Here is a 19,878-nt window from a genome sequence, read left to right as displayed (position 1 = left end):
CGACGGACCCGGCGCGCACCACCGCACACACGAAGGTCCCGACTCGCACAACGGCCAGGTCGTGGTGACCAAGGACGGCCTGCCCGCCTGGCTCGACCCGGTGGTGCACGCCGTTGAGACCGTGGAGCCGCTCCAGCTGAGCCGCTTCCTGCCGCCGTCGAACGGCGCGGGGCGGCAGTCCGCCGTTCTCATCCTCTTCGGCGAGGGCGCCCGCGGCCCCGAGCTGCTGCTGATGGAGCGTGCCAGCTCCCTGCGCTCGCACGCGGGGCAGCCCTCCTTCCCCGGCGGCGCCCTCGACCCGCAGGACGGCGACCCGAAGGCCGACGGGCCGCTGCGGGCCGCGCTGCGGGAGGCGGAGGAGGAGACCGGGCTGGACCCGAGCGGTGTCCAGCTCTTCGGCGTGCTGCCGAAGCTCTACATCCCGGTGAGCGGTTTCGTGGTCACCCCGGTCCTGGGCTGGTGGCGCGAGCCGACCCCGGTCGGCGTGGTCGATCCGGCCGAGACGGCCCGGGTCTTCACGGTCCCCGTGGCGGATCTCACGAACCCCGCCCACCGTGCGACGACCGTGCACCCCAGCGGTCACCGAGGTCCGGCATTCCTGGTCGAATCGGCCCTGGTCTGGGGCTTCACCGCGGGGATCATCGACCGTCTGCTGCACTACGCGGGCTGGGAGCTGCCCTGGGACCGCGAGAAGCAGGTCCCGCTCGACTGGCGCGCATGACAGGGTGGCCCCCGTGAACGTGCTGGACATCCTGTTGCTGGTCGCCGCCGTGTGGTTCGCGATCGTGGGCTACCGCCAAGGCTTCGTCGTCGGCATCCTGTCGGTGATCGGGTTCCTGGGCGGCGGCCTCGTCGCCGTCTATCTGCTTCCCGTCGTCTGGGGTGCCCTGACCGACGACGCCAAGGTGAGTACGACCGCCGCGGTGGTCGCGGTGATCGTCGTGATCGTCTGTGCCTCCGTCGGCCAGGCCCTCACCACCCACCTCGGCAACAAACTGCGCCGGTACATCACCTGGTCCCCGGCCCGCGCCCTGGACGCGACCGGCGGCGCCCTCGTCAACGTCGTCGCGATGCTCCTGGTCGCCTGGCTGATCGGCTCGGCCCTCGCGGGCACGACGCTGCCGACACTCGGCAAGGAGGTCCGCGGCTCCAAGGTGCTCCACGGCGTCTCCAGCGCCCTGCCCTCCCAGGCCGACACCTGGTTCGCAGACTTCTCCTCGGTCCTCGCGCAGAACGGCTTCCCGCAGGTCTTCAGCCCGTTCGCCAACGAACCCATCACCGACGTCCGGCCCCCCGACCCGGCGCTCGCGAACAGCCCCGTCGCCACCCGCGCCCAGAAGTCCATCGTCAAGGTGATGGGCACCGCGCAGAGCTGCGGCAAGGTCCTCGAGGGCAGTGGCTTCGTCTTCGGCGACCGCCGCGTGATGACCAACGCGCACGTGGTCGGCGGGGTCGACGAGCCCACCGTCCAGATCGGCGGCGAGGGCAGGAAGTACGACGCCAAGGTCGTCCTGTACGACTGGGAGCGCGACATCGCCGTGCTCGACGTACCGAACCTGCGCGCGCCCGCCCTCCAGTTCACGGCCAAGGACGCGACCAGCGGCAACAACGCGATCGTCGCCGGCTTCCCGCAGAACGGCGCGTACAACGTCCAGCCCGCGCGCGTGCGCGGCCGCATCACGGCCAACGGCCCGGACATCTACCACCGCGGAACCGTGCGCCGCGACGTCTACTCGCTGTACGCGACCGTGCGCCAGGGCAACTCTGGCGGCCCGCTGCTCACGCCCGACGGCAAGGTGTACGGAGTGGTCTTCGCGAAGTCCCTCGACGACGCCAACACCGGGTACGCGCTCACCGCGGACGAGGTCCAGCCGGACGCCACCAAGGGTCGCACGGCCGATCAGCAGGTGGACAGCGACAGCTGCGCGCTCTGAGAGCGAAGGGTGACGGGCGGCGGTGTGCGGGGACTCAGCCTCGTGGGTGACGCAGCCGTACCGAAACCCAGCGGGCCCGGCGGCGCAAAATGCGCGGGATCCCCACTTGGGGGTCCGCGCCCGGCAATTGCGGGGTGCCCCTCTGATGGGAGCTCAGGCCCGTCGCCGAGCGGCGGTTGCGTGGTGCGTCACTGTAGTCGTGCGTCCAGCCCATACCCCGACGTGTGCCCCTGCCCCAAGGTCGATAACCGCGCCTGAGCCCCCCAATTGGCCTATGCGCGAGGCATTTGGCTGTTCGTAGGACAGGCGTTCCCGTCCGCATACCGGGCGGGCCACGGGCCGCAATCGGACAGTCACCGACGGGTCACCGGTCGGGCTCGGGATCCTTCAGCCAGTTGACCAATTCGGTCGAAAACGCCACGGGGTCCTCTTCGTGGGGGAAGTGTCCGAGACCGTCGAACAGCCGCCAACGGTACGGCGCTTCGACGTACTCCCCGGAACCGGCGGCGCTCCGCGTCCGCATCACCGGATCGAGCGATCCGTGCAGATGCAGCGTCGGCACCCGAACCGGCCGCTTCATGCGCCGGTTGAACTGGATCCCGTCCGGTCGTGCCATCGAACGGACCATCCACCGATAGGGCTCGATCGAACAATGCGCCGTCGACGGGATGCACATGGCGCGGCGGTACGTCTCCACGGCCTCGTCGTCCGGCTGTCGCGGCCCCGACCAGTCCCGTACCAGACGACCCACCAGGGCGCCTTCGTCTGCGACGAGTTGGCGCTCCGGGATCCAGGGCCGCTGGAACCCCCAGATGTACGAACCCGCGGCCGACTGCTTGACGTCGGAGAGCATGGCCGAGCGCCAGCGCCGCGGATGCGGCATGGACGACACGGCGAGCCGGCGGACGAGCTTGGGGCGCATCACGGCCGCCGTCCACGCCAGATAGCCGCCCAGGTCGTGTCCGACCAGCGCGGCGTCGGGCTCCCCGAGGGACCGTACGACCCCGGTGATGTCGAGCGCGAGGTTGGCGGGGTCGTAACCGCGCGGCGTGCGGTCGCTGCCGCCGACGCCGCGCAGATCCATGGCCACGGCCCGGAAGCCCGCGTCCGCGAGCGCCACCATCTGCCGGCGCCAGGTCCACCAGAACTGCGGGAAGCCGTGCAGCAGCAGGACGAGCGGGCCGTCGCCCATCTCGGCGATGTGGAAGCGCGCGCCGTTGGCGGCGACGTCCCGGTGGGTCACTTCTCTCCCGCCGGGGACGTCGAGCCGCACGACTGAGGTGGGTTGCGCCGAAGGGGTGGCGGGGTCCGTCATGACGTCGAGCGTGCCACAACCTCGACCGCGTCACTTACAGGGACGGTCCGGGGATGCGGTTTGGCGTTCTGGAGCACACCCGCGGTCTCCTTGACCGAAGCGGCGACCTTTTGCGGGCCCTTGCCCTTCTTCGCCTTCTTTGCGAAGGTCAGGCCGATCAGCGCGAGGACGGCGGCGACCAGCACGTTCGCGGCGAACGACAGGACGAAGCAGATCGCGAGATTCCAGTGGCTCCAGGTCCGGATGCCGTACGCCAGGGCGAAGTTCAGCATCGGGAGGGAGAAGATCAGCACCGCTCCGGCCGCGGAGAACGCGCCGCCGCTGACCGCGCCGCGCTTGACGTCCTGCTTGAGCTGCGCCTTCGCCAGCGCGATCTCGTCGTGCACCAGTGCGGACATCTCGGTCGTCGCCGAGGCGAACAACTGGCCGATGCTGCGTTCGGCGCCGACCGGGCTGCCGTCGGGTGCGCTCATCGCGGACTCCCTCTTCTGTATGTGCCTGCTCTGTACGGGCTGATCTGTACGGTCTGGCTGCCAACGGTGCCGGAACGGCCCTGGCTGCTCCAGCGTCCGTACCGTCCACTGCCGACCGTCCGGTCCTGACTGTCCGGTTCTGACTGTCCGGTCCTGACTGTCCGGCCCTGACCATCCGGTTCTGACCATCCGGTTCTGCTCAGATCATGCCGGACCGTCGTTCTCCTCGCTTGCCCCGCCCGCCACTTCGGCAAGCCTTCGGTGCTCGGCGGCCTTCCGTTCGTGGATCTCGGCCATCCGCAGGTGGTACGCCGGGTTGTTCTGCTCGTAGATGTCGGGGATGCCGTCGCTGTCCTCGTCGAGCTCCTCGGCCTCGTACAGCGCAAGGTACTTGGCGTTGCGTACCTTCAGCAGCGTCGTGGCGAGTACGGCGGCTATGAGCGAGCCGATCAGTACGGCGGCCTTGACCTCGTCGGTGAGTACCGGGTCGTTCTTGAAGGCGAGTTCGCCGATGAGGAGCGAGACGGTGAAGCCGATTCCGGCGAGGGAGGCGACGGCGAAGACGTCGGGCCAGACGAGATCCTCACTGAGCGAGGCCCTGGTGAACCGGGCCGCCAGCCAGGTCCCCCCGAATATGCCCACGGCCTTCCCGACGACGAGCCCCAGCACGACACCGAGCGTCTCGGGCCGGGTGAACACGTCACCGATCGCCCCGCCGGAGACGACGACCCCGGCGCTGAAGAGCGCGAACAGCGGCACGGCGAGCCCGGCGGAAAGGGGCCGGACAAGATGCTCGATGTGCTCCCCGGGTGAGTGCTCCTCGCCCTCCTGCCGGTGGCAGCGCAGCATCAGCCCCATCGCGACGCCGGAGATGGTGGCGTGGACGCCGCTGTTGTACATCAGCCCCCAGATGACGAGCGCGAGCGGCACATACACGTACCACCCGCGTACGCCCTTGCGCAGCAGTACCCAGAACACGCCGAGCCCGACGACGGCCCCGCCCAGCGCGCCGAAGTCGATGTGGTCGGTGAAGAAGATCGCGATGATGAGAATCGCGAACAGATCGTCTACGACGGCGAGGGTGAGCAGGAAGGCGCGCAGGGAGGACGGCAGGGAGGTGCCGATCACGGCGAGTACGGCGAGGGCGAAGGCGATGTCGGTGGCGGTGGGTACGGCCCACCCTCCGAGGGATCCGCCCCCGATCACATTGGTGATGGTATAGACCAGCGCGGGTACGGCCATTCCGCACACGGCCGCGACGACGGGCAGTATCGCGGCCTTCGGATCGCGCAGATCCCCCGCCACCAGCTCGCGCTTGAGTTCGATACCGGCGACGAAGAAGAACACGGCCAGCAGTCCGTCCGCCGCCCAGTGCTGAACGGACAGGTTCAGTCCGAGCGCGGAGGGCCCGAGATGGAAGTGGCTGATGGAGGCGTAACTGTCCCGCAGTGGCGTGTTGGCCCACACCAGCGCGGCAACCGCCGCGACGAGCAGCAGCACCCCACCGACGGTCTCGGTCCGCAGCGCCTCCGCGACGAAGTTCCGCTCGGGCAGGGACAGGCGCCCGAGGAACTTGCGGTTGTTGGCGCTGGGCGTGGCCACGGCGGGACCTCCGGGTCGTTACGGCTGCTTGCTGACGGCCGCCACACGGGATCGCTGACGACACCGCCGACCAGACTTCCCGGCACACCCTGAGGTCACTACTTTACCTTGCCGTTGCAGCGAGATATTTCGCATTGCGAACATATGGTGCGCAAGGGGATGGGCGCCCGCGTGGACGTGCGGGGCGCGCCCCGGCACCAACGAGGGCTGGACACAACAGGGGCTGGACACAACGAGGGCTGGACATGATGGCCCACGGTCATGCCGCACGGACCTGCGAGAGCCCGCCCGGGACACTGCGTACGGTGAGCGAGCCCACGGCCGGGCAACGGACGCACGCGAGGCCACGCGAGACCCCGACGGGCGGGGAGGCCGGAGCGGTGATAGCCGACTCGACGGAGACCTCACGAGCCCCCAGGCCCAGCACGACCGTCAGGAGGAGACCAAGGAGGAGACCCTCAGCGTGCTGCCGCAGGGCCGCGCCACAGCGCTGCACGCCTCACAGCCGCAGCGGACACGGACCGGGGCCCGGGCTGTACCGCGCGACGCCAGGCCCCAGCGGGGTCGTGCAAGCGCGAGGTGGTCAGGGGGATGCGGTACCCGCCGGGGGCAGGGGCGGAGCCCCGCAGGGTTTGGGGTGGGGCGGAGCCCCGCAGGGTTTGGGGTGTGGGGCGGAGCCCCGCGAGATCGGGGGGGTGGGGGCACTTAGTGCCCCCACACTCAAAGGGGTGGTGGGTGGGGGAAACCCTCAGTCCTCGCTCGGCGCCGCCGGCAGCTTCGCCTGGATGAGATCCATCACCGTGGAGTCCGTCAACGTCGTGACATCCCCCAGCTCCCGGTTCTCCGCCACGTCACGCAACAACCGTCGCATGATCTTCCCGGACCGAGTCTTGGGAAGCTCGGCCACCGGCAACACCCGCTTCGGTTTGGCGATCGGCCCCAGCGTCGCCCCTACGTGATTCCGCAGATCCGCCACCAGCCCGGCATCCTCCGCGGAAGCGGTCCCCCGCAGAATCACGAACGCGACAATCGCCTGCCCCGTCGTCTCGTCCGCCGCACCGACCACGGCCGCCTCGGCGACCGAAGGATGCGAGACGAGCGCCGACTCGACCTCGGTCGTCGAGATGTTGTGCCCGGACACGAGCATCACGTCGTCGACCCGTCCGAGGAGCCAGATGTCCCCGTCCTCGTCCTTCTTCGCCCCGTCCCCGGCGAAGTACTTCCCCTCGAACCGCGACCAGTACGTGTCGAGGAAGCGCTGGTCGTCGCCCCAGATCGTGCGCAGCATCGAGGGCCACGGCTCGGTGAGCACCAGGTACCCGCCACCCCCGTTGGGAACCTCCCGCGCCTCGTCGTCGACCACGGTCGCCGAGATCCCCGGCAACGGCCGCTGCGCCGACCCCGGCTTGGTCTCGGTGACCCCCGGCAGCGGCGAGATCATCATCGCGCCGGTCTCGGTCTGCCACCACGTGTCCACGATGGGCGTCCGGTCGCCGCCGATGTGCTTGCGGTACCAGACCCACGCCTCGGGGTTGATCGGCTCACCCACGGACCCCAGTACCCGCAGGCTGCTGAGATCGAACTTCGCGGGGATGTCGTCCCCCCACTTCATGAACGTACGGATAGCCGTGGGCGCCGTGTAGAGAATCGTCACCCCGTACTTCTGCACGATCTCCCAGAACCGCCCCTGGTGCGGCGTGTCCGGCGTGCCCTCGTACATCACCTGCGTCGCACCGTTCGAAAGCGGCCCGTACGTGATGTACGAGTGCCCGGTGACCCAGCCGATGTCGGCCGTGCACCAGTACACGTCGGTCTCCGGCTTGAGGTCGAAGACGGCGTGGTGGGTGTAGGAGGCCTGCGTGAGGTAGCCGCCCGAGGTGTGCAGGATGCCCTTCGGCTTCCCCGTGGTCCCGGAGGTGTAGAGGATGAACAGCGGCTGCTCGGCGTCGAACGCCTCCGGCGTGTGCTCGGCCGACTGCCGCTCGACGATCTCGTGCCACCACACGTCGCGGCCCTCGGTCCAGTCGACTTCCTGCCCGGTGCGCCGCACCACCAGCACCTTGTCGACCCCGTCGACCCGGCTCACCGCGTCGTCTACGGCCGGCTTGAGCGCGGACGGCTTGCCGCGTCGGTAACCGCCGTCGGAGGTGATGACCAGCTTGGCGTCCGCGTCCTGGATGCGTGTGGCGATCGCGTCCGCGGAGAATCCGCCGAAGACGACCGAATGCGCCGCGCCGATCCGTGCACACGCCAGCATCGCGACGACGGCCTCAGGGATCATCGGCAGATAGACGGCGACCCGGTCGCCCTTGCCGACGCCCAGCTCGATCAGTGCGTTGGCGGCCTTGCTCACCTCGTCCTTGAGCTCCGCATAGGTGATCGCCCGGCTGTCACCCGGCTCGCCCTCGAAGTGGATGGCGACCCGGTCGCCGTTCCCGGCCTCTACATGCCGGTCGACGCAGTTGTACGCGACGTTCAGCTTTCCGTCGGCGAACCACTTCGCGAACGGAGGGTTCGACCAGTCCAGCGTTTCGGTCGGCTCGGTGGCCCAGGTCAGCCGGCGGGCCTGCTCGGCCCAGAAGCCGAGCCTGTCAGCCTTGGCCTGCTCATACGCCTCCGCGGTGACATTGGCGTTCGCCGCCAGGTCGGCGGGCGGCGCGAACCTGCGCTCTTCCTTCAGCAGGTTGGCCAGGCTTTCGTTGCTCACGACATCTCCCTTTCCCAGGGTGTCCGTTGTGTCCCAGGCCACAGCTCATCAGACCGGGGGCCTCGATGACAAGGGCCGATCTCAAATTGGTTTAGACCTATCGAGGAGCTGAGGTTCCTTCAGAAGCGCGCACCAGGCACGCTGGGGTACGCACTCCGAGCCACGTACGGACAGGCACGCGGGTTCACCCGCCCACCATTCCCGCGACCGCCCCCACGTGGACGCCATGGCACATGCGACGCCCGGGCGTGTCGCGGCCCTCACGCCCGGTCCTCACTCCTGGCCCTTGCGCCTGGCCCCCACACCCGGCCCACGTAAGGGCACCCCGCGCCTATATACCCGCCGCATCCATACGTACGGCGTGGTGCGCGCCCCACCAACCGGGGCCGCGCACCACGCCGAGGTCACACGGGTGGCGAGGTCAGGCGGGGTGCCGCAGATCCTCCGCCGCCCCCACATGATCGAACAGCTCGCCGCCGTCGCGTTCGGCCAGCAGATACGCCTGCGCCTCCCCGACGTGGAAGTACATCCCGTGCAGCTCGAGCGCACCCTCCCGCAGGGCCCGCGCCACTGACTCGTGCGCCCGCAGATGGTCCAACTGCTGCACCACGTTGGTCAGGCACAGCTGCTCCACCGCGTCGGCCGGCGCCCGCCCGGCTAGCCGGGCCCAGGGGCGGTTCTTGGCGGCCATCCGCTCCAGACTCGGCAGCCCGTGCCGCAGCCACCGCTTGAGTGGGGTCTGCGCCCCCCCGGGCTCCGCGTTCAACAGGGCCTGCATGGCCCCGCACCCGGAGTGCCCGCACACCGTGATGGATCGCACATGCAGTACGTCCACCGCGTACTCGATCGCCGCGGCCACCGAATCGTCCCCGCTCTCCTCCCCGGGTCTCGGCACGAGGTTGCCCACGTTGCGTACGACGAACAGGTCGCCCGGACCACTGGAGGTGATCATCGACGTGACAAGCCGCGAGTCGGCACAGGTCAGGAACAGCTGCGACGGTCGCTGCCCTTCCCGCGCCAGCCGTGCCAGTTCACCGCGCACCAGGGGTGCGGTGTTGCGCTGGAACGCGCTGATCCCGCGCGCCAGTTGATGACCGCTCTGCCCGCTCCGGCCATCGCGCCCGGTGGCACCGGCCGGCCCCGCCGATTCGTCTGCTGGGCCCGCCCCGCCAGACCGGTCGGCGGCGGATGCGGGCTGCGGACCGGCGGAAGGTTCGCAGTGGTGGTTGCGCCATGGCGTCCAGGGGCGGCAGCGGCAGTGGGAGGGGCCCGCGGGCTCGGCGATCCGGGTGCCGGTCCGCCCGGTCAAATCGACCGTGCCGCCTCGCGCGACATGCGCGTTCTGCCAGTCCTGCAGGGACTCGTATGCCGCGTGGTCCATGAACGACCCGTCCAACTCCAGGACCACATGCGCCCCTTGAGGCACCAGGTGCAGGGCGCGGCTGAGTCGAGGCACCGCGAGGAACGTCAACTGCCCTCTTACTCGTACGTGATGGACTGCTCCTCTCTCGTCATGCGTGATGCACGTGCGGGTGAGGCGGTGCAGGGCGACGGCGACGGCCACGGAGACCCCCAGCGCCACGCCCTCGAGAACACCGAGGCACACGACGCCGAGCGTGGTGACGACGTACACCAGCACTTCGCGGTGGCGGGTGACCGTGCGGATGTGGTGCAGGGACACCATCTGGATGCCGACGGCCATCACCAGGGCGGCGAGCGATGCGAGGGGGATCAGCTCCAGGATCGGGACCATCAGCAGCGCGGCAACTACTACGAAAACGCCGTGCAGCATCGTGGAGTTCCGGCTCACGGCACCGGCTTGCACATTCGCCGAACTGCGCACGGCGACCCCGGCGACGGGCAGCCCGCCGAGCGCACCGGAGACGACATTGGCGGCGCCCTGACCGAGCAACTCCCGGTTCAGGTCGGAGCGACCCACCCGGGTTTGCTGCACGGGTCGCCTCGCCACCAGCTTGTCCACGGCCACGGCGCCTAGCAGCGACTGCACACTGCACACCAGCGTGACGGTGAGGACGGCGGCGGCGATCCCGAGCACCGGCCCCTCGGGCAGCCCGGCCAGCGCGTGGCTGCTCCAGGACGGCAGGTCGACCTTGGGCAGGACCAGCCCGGTGAGTGAGGCGGTCAGGGTGGCCCCCGCGACGGCGACCAGCGCGGCCGGCACGGTGCGCAGGACATGCCCGACCCGTCCGGGAATCCGTGGCCAGGCGAAGAGGAGCGCCAGTGTCAGCGCGCTCATCGAGACCGCCGCGGGGTGAACGCGCGCCAACTGGGCGGGTAGCGCTTGCAGATTGTCGAGCACGGAGCTCTGCGGGGTGCCGCCCAGCACGATGTGCAGCTGGGCGACGGCGATGGTCACACCGATGCCGGCCAGCATGCCGTGCACGATCGCGGGGCTGACGGCGAGCGCCGTGCGGGCCACGCGCAGGCACCCCAGGCCCAGCTGGGCGACTCCGGCGAGGACGGTGATGGCGCAGGTCGTACGCCATCCGTAGCGGTGGATGAGCTCGGCGGTGACGACCGTGAGCCCGGCGGCGGGCCCGCTCACCTGGAGCGGTGAGCCGCCGAACCGCGCGGCGACGAGTCCGCCCACGGCGGCGGCGACGAGCCCCGACTGGAGCGGCGCGCCGGTGGCGAGGGCGATGCCGAGGGACAGGGGCAGGGCGATCAGGAAGACCGCGATCGAGGCCGACAGATCGGCGCCCGCGATACGGAATCGGCGGGGCGGGGTCGGCGGGGGGCTGTGGGGTTGGTGGATGCGCCTGGGCCGAGTCGAGTCGGCGGCGCGGGTGGGGACGCAGGCAGGCATTCCCGTCTCCTCCGGGGCAGCGCGGTCGCGGAACAGGTGATCCCCGTCCAGGGAGGACGGGGGCAGATCGCGGCCGTGGGTCACGGCGTGCAGTGGCGGGACTTTCAACGCTCGGTAAATAGATCGTAATCCAGAGTAAAGCTCTGATGCGGACTTTAGTGGCAAATGGGGCATTAATTCACCCTCGTGGGTGAACCGAGCTTTTTATCGGCTTGTCGTATTTATTCGGTCTCGGCCTCGTGCGACCTTGACGGCGCTGTCGGCATTTAGCCGCACAGCACCCTAGAACGCCCAAAGCGGCGTTGCTCTGACAGAAGGAAGAAGGTGGGCGGAAATGGCCGCCACCCAGAGGATCGCCGCGGGCGTAGCAGTCGCCGCGGCCTGCGCCACGGCGCTCGCCGGTTGCGCCACCGGCACCAGCGGTTCCAAGGAAGGCGCGAACGAGGCCGCGGGGGCCCCGGCGCCCCGGAGCGTGGTCCGCCTGATCGGCGACGGCTCCACCGCGTACACCGGAGCGCAGCCGTATCTGCCCAAGCCCGAGCGGCTGAAGCCCGGTCAGAAGCCCCCGCAGTTCGTGGTCTTCTCGTGGGACGGCGCCGGCGAGGACAGCCAGAAGCTCTTCTCGCACTTCCGCAAGGTCGCCAAGGACAACGGGGCGACGATGACGTACTTCCTGAGCGGTGTGTACCTGCTGCCGGAGGACAAGCGCGAGCTGTACAAGCCACCGGAGCACTCGCCGGGCAGCTCGGAGATCGGCTTCAACGACGAGAAGGGCATCAAGGACACCGTCGAGCAGCTACGTGGTGCGTGGCTGGAGGGCAACGAGATCGGCACGCACTTCAACGGCCACTTCTGTGGTGCGGGAGGCGGTGTCGGCGAGTGGTCGGTCGCGGAGTGGAAGAGCGAGATCGCCCAGGCGAAGGCGTTCGTGAAGTCCTGGAAGACCAACGCGGGCATGAAGAACGCGGCTCCGCTGCCCTTCGACTACGACAAGGAGCTCATCGGCGCCCGCACGCCCTGCCTGGAGGGTCAGAAGAACTTCATGAAGGCGGCCCGGCAGCTGGGCTTCCGCTATGACACCAGCGGCGTCAACAACCAGCTCTGGCCCAAGAAGAAGAACGGCCTGTGGGATCTGTCGATGCAGCTGGTCCCCTTCCCCGGGCACACCTACGAGCAGCTCACCATGGACTACAACTTCATGGTCAACCAGTCGGGCACGCAGACGCAGGGCGACCCCGACAAGCAGGAGTACTGGGGCAACCAGATGCGTGACGGCCTGCTCAAGGGCTTCGACCGCGCCTACGACGGCAACCGCGCGCCGCTGATCATCGGCAACCACTTCGAGTCCTGGAACGGCGGCACCTACATGCGTGCCATCGACCAGGTCGTGGAGAACGTCTGCAACAAGCCCGACGTCCGCTGCGTCTCCTTCCGGCAACTCGCCGACTGGCTCGACGCCCAGGACCCGGCCACGCTGGACAGGCTTCGCGGCCTCACCGTCGGAGAGGCCCCGAAGCAGGGCTGGGCGTCCTTCCTGTCGGGCCGCCCCGCCCCGGCCCCGAAGGGCATCCCCGGGGCGCCGGCCCTCAAGCCGTAGCCACCAGTCCCTCTCCCAGTACGAAACCGGGGTCGACCTGCGCCGCCAGGTCGGCCCCGGTCCTCTCGTTGCCCCAGCTGCCCGCGTTCTTCAGGTGGAAGTGCACCATCTGGCGCGTGTAGCGCTCCCAGTCCCGCAGCTCGTACGTCGCGTCGGCCGCAGTCTGCAAGGTGCGCAGGGAGCGGCGGTTGGCGTCCTCCAGGAGCTCGAACCGGGGTGGGCGGCCCTTCTCCATGGCGCGCACCCAGTCCGAGTGCCCGACTGCGACCAGGAGGTCGTCACCGACCTCGGCGCGGAGGAAGTCGATGTCGTCCTGGCCCTGCATCTTGTTGCCGACGACCTTCAGGATGACTCCGAAGTCGCGGGCGTACTCCTTGTACTGCCGATAGACGGAGACTCCCTTCCGGGTCGGCTCGGCGACGAGGAACGTGATGTCGAAGCGGGTGAACATGCCGGACGCGAAGGAGTCGGAGCCTGCCGTCATGTCGACGACGACGTACTCGCTCTGGCCGTCGACGAGATGGTTCAGGCAGAGCTCCACTGCACCGGTCTTGGAGTGGTAGCAGGCCACTCCCAAATCGGCCTCGCTGAACGGGCCGGTGACCATCAAACGGACGGCTCCGCCGTCGAGTTCCACCGGCCGCGCACAGGCGTCGTACACCGGATTGTTCTCGCACACCCGCAGCAGTCGGGACCCTTCACCGGGCGGGGTCGTCTTGATCATCGTCTCCGCGGACGTGATCCGCGGATTGGAGCCGCGCAGGTAGTCCTTGATCAGCTGCAGCCGCGGGCCCATGGCGGGCAGCCCGGCGGCCACCGCTTCGTCGAGGCCGAGGGCGGCCCCCAAGTGCTGGTTGATGTCGGCGTCCACCGCGACGACCGGCGACCCTGAGGCCGCGAGGTGGCGGATGAAGAGGGAGGACAGGGTCGTCTTGCCGCTGCCGCCCTTCCCTACGAAAGCAATTTTCATGTTCACCAAGGGTAGTGGGGTGATTGCGCACAGTGCCCTGGTGACGTGAAGAAGACCACTCCTTCGTGGGGCGGGCCGCCGGGGTGCGTAGGGTCGTACTCATGAGTACGACAGGCGCGACCACCGATCCGCTCGCGGCCCTGGGTTCGCTGCCCGGCGTGGCCGAATCCGTCGAGTCCGTCCGCAAGGCAGTGGACCGGGTCTACGGACACCGGATCATGCGGCGCCGCGGCAACGAGATCACTTCCGAGGCCGCGCTGCGGGGCGCCCGCGGTTCCGCGGCGCTGTCCGGCGCCGACTGGGCCCTTGAAGAGGTGCGCCGACGCAGCGACTTCAGCGGTGACGACGAGGCCCAGACGGTCGGCGCGGCTCTTCGGCTGACCGCCGAGGCGGGCCAACTGCTGTCCATCTGGCGGCAGTCTCCCCTCCGGGTGCTGGCCCGGCTGCACCTCGTCGCGGCCGCGGACCAGGGGGACACCGTCGGCAGGCCCCGTCAGGACGGTGAACCGGTCGACGAGCCGCTCGTCGAGCTGCCCCTGCCCGACGCGACCGAGGTGGCCGGCCGACTCGAAGGGCTCTCGCGGCTGATCATCGCGGGTGGTTCGGCCCCGGCGCTGGTGACGGCTGCCGTCGTGCACGGCGAGCTGCTTGCCCTGCGCCCCTTCGGGACCCACAACGGCCTGGTCGCACGTGCGGCCGAGCGCATCGTCCTGGTCGGCAGCGGCCTCGACCCCAAATCCGTCTGCCCGGCGGAGGTCGGTCACGCCGAGCTGGGCCGCGCGGCCTACCTGGCGGCCCTGGAAGGCTATGTCTCTGGCACCCCGAAGGGCATGGCGACCTGGATCGCCCACTGCGGAAGGGCGATTGAACTGGGAGCCAGGGAGTCGACAGCCGTCTGCGAGGCGCTTCAGCGCGGCGCGGCGTAAGCCTCCGGACAGGGTTGCGGCGGTACGAGTTCTCGTACCGCCGCTGGCATGCTCACCGGGTTACCAAGCGTCCTCGATATTTGCCCATCAGGTCGGGAACTCCTGCCCGTCACCTGGTGCGGCTGGCCCGTAATCGACGGGTCGACGTCGCGTGGGTGCTCGATGTCCATGCGCGGTCCGTGGGGCCTTCGGTTGCGTTTGAAGGTGATCCTTTCGGATGTCCTTGGTCTCGCGGGCCGTTAACCCCTTTCTACTCCTGGTCCAGAGGAAGCGGAACCCCTGACTGCACTTCTTTACTTTTAGGTTCAAATGGCAGCGAATCGGGCATAAATGTGCCTCGCGCACACGCGTGACGCGCTCACACCACCGTCGCGCGCCGCTTGCTCGCGTACCAGACGAGCCCCGCCGTGGCCGCCGCCGCTCCTATCGCGGCCGCCGCGACGAGCGCCGGGCGCGGCGGCACCGACAGCGCGGGCAGCCGCTGCTTGAGCCGGACCGGCCGGTGGAAGTCCAGAATCGGCCACGAGCGGGCAAGCGCCTCGCGTCGCAGCGCACGGTCCGGATTCACCGCATGGGGATGGCCGACGGCCTCCAGCATCGGAACATCGGTCGCGGAGTCGCTGTAGGCGTAGCAGCGCGCGAGGTCGTACCCCTCGGACGCGGCCAGCTCCTTGACCGCCTCGGCTTTCGTCGGCCCGTACGCGTAGTACTCCACATCTCCGGTGAAGCAGCCGTCCTCGCCGACGACCATGCGTGTGGCCACCACTCGGTCCGCGCCGAGCAGATCTCCGATCGGCTCGACCACTTCCGCCCCGGACGTGGAGACGATCACGACGTCCCGCCCGGCGGTGTGGTGTTCCTCGATGAGAGAGGCGGCCTCGTCGTAAATGATCGGGTCGATCAGGTCGTGCAGCGTCTCGGCGACGATCTCCTTGACCTGCTGGACGTTCCAGCCGCGGCACAGCGTGGACAGGTATGCGCGCATCCGCTCCATCTGATCGTGGTCCGCGCCGCCCGCCATGAACACGAACTGGGCATATGCGGTGCGCAACACGGCCCTTCGGTTGATCAGCCCGCCTTGGTAGAACGACTTGCTGAACGTGAGCGTGCTCGACTTCGCAATGACCGTCTTGTCCAGGTCAAAGAAGGCTGCCGTGCGAGGCAAGGAGTGGTTTTCCACGAGCCCGAGCATATGCGCCCACCATTCGGGCTAGTGTGGGGCGCGTGGGTTTGCCTGAGAGGGCTCTCGGGTACACCATGGAAGTCACGGATCGTTCGCGACCGTGCTAACCCGGTCCGACTCCTCCCCCCCCGAGTCGGCCGTGGGGACGACCCCCGCTCTCCCCCCCGGCGGGGGTCGTCGCATGTCCGGATGGGTTTTTCCCCTCTTTCGCGCGACCCCGGGATCCCGTTGTCATCGCTGTGGCCGCCCCCTTCGCGCGCCCGCGATTCGTCACTCTGCGTATCCGTGAGACTGCTCTGTGGAAGTCGCAGGCGGCTCACCGGTATGGGTGAAGGCGATATTCACAACCACTGAGTTGTCCACAGTTATCGACCAAGATCCACACGATTTTCTGGATCGCTGCACCGTGATTCCAGCGCGTCCCGCTCGCGGCGAGTTCCTCGCGGCAAGTTCATGGCCGGTTCCGTTTGTCGGACGCGTTTGGCCGGTTCGTATCGGCCGTCCATATGGAGGCCGCTTGCCGGTTCTTCACACGAGAGGGAATCGCGGGTCCGCAGAGGACCTTGCGAGCTCCGCGCAAGGAGCAGCGAAGGGGGCTGGAGATCGTGGCGGGAGCCATCACACACGACCTGCCGCCCGCCGCCGACGGGCGGCAGGGCGGACCATTGATCGTCACGGAGGACGCCGAACTCCTCGACGACCTGCTGCGCCTGTGCGCCGCGGCGGGCGCGAGGCCGGAGGTCCACCACGGGGTGCCCGAGGGCCGCGGCAGCTGGGAGGCGGCACCGCTCGTCCTGGTCGGCGACGACGCGGCGCGGCGCGTGCGCGGAGCGGCGCGCCGACGCGGAGTGGCGCTGGTCGGCCGGGACCAGGACGACTCCGGCGTCTGGAAACGGGCTGTCGAGATCGGAGCCGACCACGTCCTGATGCTTCCGGACGGCGAGCAGTGGCTCGTCGACCGCATCGCCGACGTGGCCGAGGGAGTCGGTCGCCCCGCGCTCACCGTCGGCGTGATCGGCGGCCGCGGCGGGGCCGGAGCCTCCACGCTGGCCTGCGCGCTCGCCGTCACCTCTGCGCGCGAGGGACGCCGCACCCTGCTCGTGGACGCGGATCCTCTGGGTGGCGGACTCGACGTACTCCTGGGCGGAGAGGCCGTCGAAGGCCTGCGCTGGCCGGCGTTCGCCGCCTCCCGCGGCAGGGTCGGTGGCGGCGCCCTGGAGGAGTCCCTTCCCGCACTGCACGCGCTGCGCGTCCTCAGCTGGGACCGCGGCGACTGTGTCACCATCCCGGCGCAGGCCGTCCGCGCGGTCCTGGCCGCCGCCAGACGGCGCGGCGGCACCGTGGTCGTCGACCTGCCCCGCCGCGTCGACGAAGGCGTCGCGGAAGCCCTCGCCCAGCTCGACCTCGGGCTGCTGGTGGTCCCCGCCGATTTGCGCGCCGTCGCGGCTGCCAAACGGGTGGCGTCCATGGTCGGCATGGTCCTGCGCGACCTGCGCGTCGCGGTCCGCGGCCCCTACGCGCCGGGTCTCGACGACCGCGAAGTGGCCCGCCTGCTCGGACTGCCGCTGGTCGGCGAGGTGCCCGCGGAATCCATGCCGCCAGACACCGGTGTGCCGCCCGGGGGAGCGTCGCGGGGGCCGCTCGCCCGGTTCTGCACGGCCTTCTGGGCGCGGGTTCCGGCGGAAGGCGGGGGCGTATGAGCTGGGAGGCGGGGACGGGCACGGGCGCGGGCACGGGCGCGGGACTGCTGGACGGCGTACGGCAGTGGCTCGCCGAGAGCGGTTCGGAGCCGACTCCCGCGCGCGTGGCACAGGCCCTGCGCGAGCAGGGGCGAGTGCTCGGAGACGCCGAAATCCTCGGCGCCGCTGAGCGGTTGCGCTCCGAGCTGGTCGGCAGTGGGCCGCTGGAGCCGCTGCTCGCCGACCCGTCGGTGACCGACGTCCTGGTGTCCGCGCCGGACCGGGTGTGGGTGGACCGGGGCGGTGGCCTGGAACTGACGAGCGTCTCCTTTCCGGACGCGGCGGCCGTACGACGCCTCGCGCAGCGCCTCGCGGCCGTGGCCGGGCGAAGGCTCGACGACGCCCGGCCCTGGGTCGACGCCCGGCTTCCGGACGGCACCCGACTGCACGCGGTACTGCCCCCGGTGGCCGTCGGCTCCACCTGCCTGTCGCTGCGGGTCGTACGGCCGCGCGCGTTCACCCTTGACGAGTTGGTGGCGGCGGGGACAGTCCCGCCCGGCGGGGACCGGGTGCTCAGAGCCCTGCTGGACGCCCGGCTGTCGTTCCTGATCAGCGGCGGCACCGGAAGCGGCAAGACGACCCTGCTGAGCGCGTTGCTGGGGTTGGTCGGTCCCGGGGAGCGGATCGTGCTGGCCGAGGACTCGGCGGAGCTGCGGCCCGACCATCCCCATGTGGTGCGCCTGGAGGGGCGGCCCGCCAATCAGGAGGGCGTCGGACTCGTGGCGCTGCAGGACCTGGTCCGTCAGGCCCTGCGCATGCGACCGGACCGACTGGTGGTCGGCGAGGTGCGCGGACCGGAGGTCGTGTCGCTCCTGGCGGCGCTCAACACCGGCCACGAGGGCGGCTGCGGAACGGTGCACGCGAATGCTGCGGCGCAGGTACCGGCCCGTCTGGAGGCCCTGGGCACGGCGGCAGGGCTCGACAGGGCGGCGCTGCACAGTCAGTTGGCGGCGGCGCTGTCCGTGGTCCTGCATCTCGTACGGGACCGGGCCGGGCGGCGGCGGATCGCCGAGGTGCATGTCCTGGAGCGCGATGCGACGGGGCTGGTGGTGACGGTGCCCGCGCTGCGGTGGGGCGCGGAGGCGTTCGCGTACGAGCGGGGGTGGGAGCGGCTGCGGGGGCTGCTCCGGGACGGGACCGAGGGGGGTGGGCTGCGATGACGGGGGTCGGTGACATCTCGGTGGGGGCGGCCATGGCGTGTGCCGGGGCGGCGGCCTGGTTGATGGGCGGGTGGGACGCGGGTGCGCGCAGGGCGCGCCTGCTGTGCGCTGCTGGCGGGGTGGTGGCCACCGGACCGCCGGCGTGGGAGCGGGCACGGGCCGAGTGGCGGCGGCTGCGCGGACGGCTGCGTCCCGAAGGGTGGTCGCTGGTCGCCGGGTTGGTGATCGCGGTACTGGGTGCGTCCGTGGTGCCGCTGTTCCTCGGGGCGGCCGGGATGCCGCTGCTCCGCCGAGTACGGCGGGCCGGGGAGGCGCGGCGCGCGGGGGAGCAGCGGGGTGAGGCGGTGATCGCCCTGTGCGGGGCGCTGGCCGGTGAGGTGCGGGCCGGGCATCAGCCGGGCGAGGCACTGCGGAGAGCCGCGCGCGACTCGGGCGGGCTCGGCGAGGCCCAGGCGGTGGTGCTGGCGGCGGCGCGGTTCGGCGGTGATGTGCCGGGTGCGCTCACCGGCGCGGCACGGCAGCCGGGGGCCGACGGGCTGGTGGGGCTCGCCGCGTGTTGGCGGGTGGCGGTGGACCGGGGCGCGGGCCTGGCGGCGGGACTCGACCGCCTGGAAGGGGCCCTGTGCGCGGAGCGGGACCAACGGGCCGACCTGCGAGCCCAATTGGCGGGATCGCGATCCACGGCGGTGATGCTCGCGGGACTGCCCGTTATGGGCCTTCTGCTCGGCACCGCGCTGGGCGCCGATCCGCTGCACGTGCTGCTGCACAGCGGGCCGGGCCTGGGCTGTCTGGTGGTCGGAGGGGTGCTGGAGGGCGTGGGGCTGTGGTGGGCGCTGCGCATCGTGAGGGGAGCGGAGGCGGCATGAACACGGAAGTTGTCCACAGGCTGGGGGCGCTTGTGTACGGGACGCTCGCGCTGGGGTGGCTGCCCCGGGCGCTCGGTGCGGCGCGGCGTGAGCGACGGGCGCGCAGAAGGCTGACCGACCTGCTGGCCCTGGAGAGGACACACGAGAAGCGGTACTTCGCGGTCCGGGACGTTGTGCGGCGGTGGATGCCGGTGGCGGGCGCGGTGTGCGCCGGCTGGGTGCTGGTCGGCGGTCTTGCCGGGGTTGTGGTGGGGCTGCTGGCCGGGTTCGGGGCCTGGCGGTGGCGGCAGCGTCGCAGACCGGGGCCGGTGGAGGAGTACGACGCGGCACTGGCTGCCCGGCAACTCCCCTTGGCGGCCGACCTGGTCGGGGCCTGTATCGCGGCGGGGGCGGACCCCGTGGTCGCGGCGCAGGCGGTGGGCGAGGCCCTGGGCGGACCGGTGGGGGAGCGGCTCGCGCGGGGCGCGGCAGAGGTACGGCTCGGGGGCGAACCGGCCGAGGCATGGCGGAGGTTGGCGTCGCTCCCGGGCGCGGAGGCGCTGGCGCGGCTGCTGGAACGGGCGGGCGAGTCGGGCGTAC

General features: G+C 70.4%; 16 protein-coding genes. 8 read left to right on the top strand and 8 right to left on the bottom strand.

Annotated elements, in window-relative coordinates; translation table 11 throughout:
* The first annotated feature begins 61 nt into the window (after positions 1-61).
* On the top strand, positions 62-721 hold the full coding sequence (locus ABZ656_RS17080) for a CoA pyrophosphatase (RefSeq protein WP_360268807.1): 660 nt from the start codon (positions 62-64) through the stop codon (positions 719-721).
* Between the two features lie 13 nt (positions 722-734).
* Entirely contained in the window at positions 735-1,934 is a 1,200-nt protein-coding gene (locus ABZ656_RS17075) for a MarP family serine protease (protein WP_101403633.1), read from the top strand.
* Between the two features lie 34 nt (positions 1,935-1,968).
* Here ABZ656_RS17075 and ABZ656_RS17070 read toward each other — a convergent pair whose 3' ends face one another.
* The 6 genes from ABZ656_RS17070 to ABZ656_RS17045 all read right to left on the bottom strand — a co-directional run bounded on the left by ABZ656_RS17070 (position 1,969) and on the right by ABZ656_RS17045 (position 10,858).
* Entirely contained in the window at positions 1,969-2,148 is a 180-nt protein-coding gene (locus ABZ656_RS17070; RefSeq protein WP_075033566.1) for a hypothetical protein, read from the bottom strand.
* Between the two features lie 150 nt (positions 2,149-2,298).
* Positions 2,299-3,249, bottom strand: coding sequence for an alpha/beta hydrolase (locus ABZ656_RS17065; protein WP_067373876.1), 951 nt, complete (start codon positions 3,247-3,249; stop codon positions 2,299-2,301).
* Complete coding sequence (locus ABZ656_RS17060) at positions 3,246-3,722, bottom strand: phage holin family protein (protein WP_101399617.1); 477 nt, start codon at positions 3,720-3,722, stop codon at positions 3,246-3,248. The genes ABZ656_RS17065 and ABZ656_RS17060 overlap by 4 nt, the downstream gene beginning before the upstream one ends.
* Positions 3,723-3,926: 204 nt before the next feature.
* Complete coding sequence (gene nhaA / locus ABZ656_RS17055; protein ID WP_360268749.1) at positions 3,927-5,324, bottom strand: Na+/H+ antiporter NhaA; 1,398 nt, start codon at positions 5,322-5,324, stop codon at positions 3,927-3,929.
* Positions 5,325-6,072: 748 nt separating this feature from the next.
* Positions 6,073-8,073, bottom strand: coding sequence for an acetate--CoA ligase (gene acs / locus ABZ656_RS17050; RefSeq protein WP_101399621.1), 2,001 nt, complete (start codon positions 8,071-8,073; stop codon positions 6,073-6,075).
* A gap of 379 nt (positions 8,074-8,452) precedes the next feature.
* Positions 8,453-10,858, bottom strand: a complete 2,406-nt coding sequence (locus tag ABZ656_RS17045; RefSeq protein ID WP_360268804.1) for a SulP family inorganic anion transporter — start codon at positions 10,856-10,858, stop codon at positions 8,453-8,455.
* A gap of 334 nt (positions 10,859-11,192) precedes the next feature.
* Between ABZ656_RS17045 and ABZ656_RS17040 the strand changes: the two genes are divergently transcribed.
* Positions 11,193-12,455, top strand: coding sequence for a hypothetical protein (locus tag ABZ656_RS17040; protein WP_101399625.1), 1,263 nt, complete (start codon positions 11,193-11,195; stop codon positions 12,453-12,455).
* Here the strand turns inward: ABZ656_RS17040 and ABZ656_RS17035 are convergent.
* Positions 12,445-13,425, bottom strand: a complete 981-nt coding sequence (locus ABZ656_RS17035; protein ID WP_101399627.1) for an ATP-binding protein — start codon at positions 13,423-13,425, stop codon at positions 12,445-12,447. The genes ABZ656_RS17040 and ABZ656_RS17035 overlap by 11 nt on opposite strands.
* A 101-nt stretch (positions 13,426-13,526) precedes the next feature.
* Here ABZ656_RS17035 and ABZ656_RS17030 point away from each other — a divergent pair, with 101 nt between their 5' ends.
* Positions 13,527-14,351 carry an oxidoreductase gene (locus tag ABZ656_RS17030; RefSeq protein ID WP_360268745.1) on the top strand — a complete coding sequence of 275 codons (825 nt, stop codon included), beginning with the start codon at positions 13,527-13,529 and terminating at the stop codon, positions 14,349-14,351.
* A gap of 358 nt (positions 14,352-14,709) precedes the next feature.
* On the opposite strand, the gene ABZ656_RS17025 is transcribed toward ABZ656_RS17030, so the two are convergent.
* Complete coding sequence (locus ABZ656_RS17025; RefSeq protein ID WP_360268742.1) at positions 14,710-15,543, bottom strand: HAD-IB family hydrolase; 834 nt, start codon at positions 15,541-15,543, stop codon at positions 14,710-14,712.
* Between the two features lie 596 nt (positions 15,544-16,139).
* On the opposite strand from ABZ656_RS17025, the gene ssd reads away from it, so the two are divergent.
* From ssd to ABZ656_RS17005, 4 genes are all read left to right on the top strand, one after another.
* Positions 16,140-17,234, top strand: coding sequence for a septum site-determining protein Ssd (gene ssd, locus ABZ656_RS17020; RefSeq protein WP_360268740.1), 1,095 nt, complete (start codon positions 16,140-16,142; stop codon positions 17,232-17,234).
* On the top strand, positions 17,231-18,433 hold the full coding sequence (locus ABZ656_RS17015; protein WP_101399633.1) for a TadA family conjugal transfer-associated ATPase: 1,203 nt from the start codon (positions 17,231-17,233) through the stop codon (positions 18,431-18,433). The genes ssd and ABZ656_RS17015 overlap by 4 nt, the downstream gene beginning before the upstream one ends.
* Entirely contained in the window at positions 18,430-19,299 is an 870-nt protein-coding gene (locus ABZ656_RS17010; protein ID WP_101399635.1) for a type II secretion system F family protein, read from the top strand. Before ABZ656_RS17015 ends, ABZ656_RS17010 begins: the two co-directional genes overlap by 4 nt.
* On the top strand, positions 19,296-19,878 hold a 583-nt coding region (locus ABZ656_RS17005), incomplete at its 3' end, for a type II secretion system F family protein (protein ID WP_360268735.1). The genes ABZ656_RS17010 and ABZ656_RS17005, both read left to right, overlap by 4 nt.

The organism is Streptomyces sp. NPDC007095 (genome assembly GCF_040634475.1).
GTDB lineage: Bacteria > Actinomycetota > Actinomycetes > Streptomycetales > Streptomycetaceae > Streptomyces.
The sequence above is the reverse complement of the archived record's forward strand: the minus strand, read 5'-3'. Positions and strand labels throughout refer to the sequence as shown.

Excerpts from the sequence above, each read along its gene's own strand:
- ABZ656_RS17070 (WP_075033566.1), bottom strand. The coding sequence starts at position 2,148 with ATGGGCTGGACGCACGACTACAGTGACGCACCACGCAACCGCCGCTCG.
- ABZ656_RS17035 (WP_101399627.1), bottom strand. The coding sequence starts at position 13,425 with ATGAAAATTGCTTTCGTAGGGAAGGGCGGCAGCGGCAAGACGACCCTG.
- ABZ656_RS17025 (WP_360268742.1), bottom strand. The coding sequence starts at position 15,543 with ATGCTCGGGCTCGTGGAAAACCACTCCTTGCCTCGCACGGCAGCCTTC.
- ABZ656_RS17010 (WP_101399635.1), top strand. The coding sequence starts at position 18,430 with ATGACGGGGGTCGGTGACATCTCGGTGGGGGCGGCCATGGCGTGTGCC.
- ABZ656_RS17030 (WP_360268745.1), top strand. The coding sequence starts at position 13,527 with ATGAGTACGACAGGCGCGACCACCGATCCGCTCGCGGCCCTGGGTTCG.
- ABZ656_RS17015 (WP_101399633.1), top strand. The coding sequence starts at position 17,231 with ATGAGCTGGGAGGCGGGGACGGGCACGGGCGCGGGCACGGGCGCGGGA.
- ABZ656_RS17045 (WP_360268804.1), bottom strand. The coding sequence starts at position 10,858 with ATGCCTGCCTGCGTCCCCACCCGCGCCGCCGACTCGACTCGGCCCAGG.
- ABZ656_RS17040 (WP_101399625.1), top strand. The coding sequence starts at position 11,193 with ATGGCCGCCACCCAGAGGATCGCCGCGGGCGTAGCAGTCGCCGCGGCC.
- ABZ656_RS17060 (WP_101399617.1), bottom strand. The coding sequence starts at position 3,722 with ATGAGCGCACCCGACGGCAGCCCGGTCGGCGCCGAACGCAGCATCGGC.
- ABZ656_RS17065 (WP_067373876.1), bottom strand. The coding sequence starts at position 3,249 with ATGACGGACCCCGCCACCCCTTCGGCGCAACCCACCTCAGTCGTGCGG.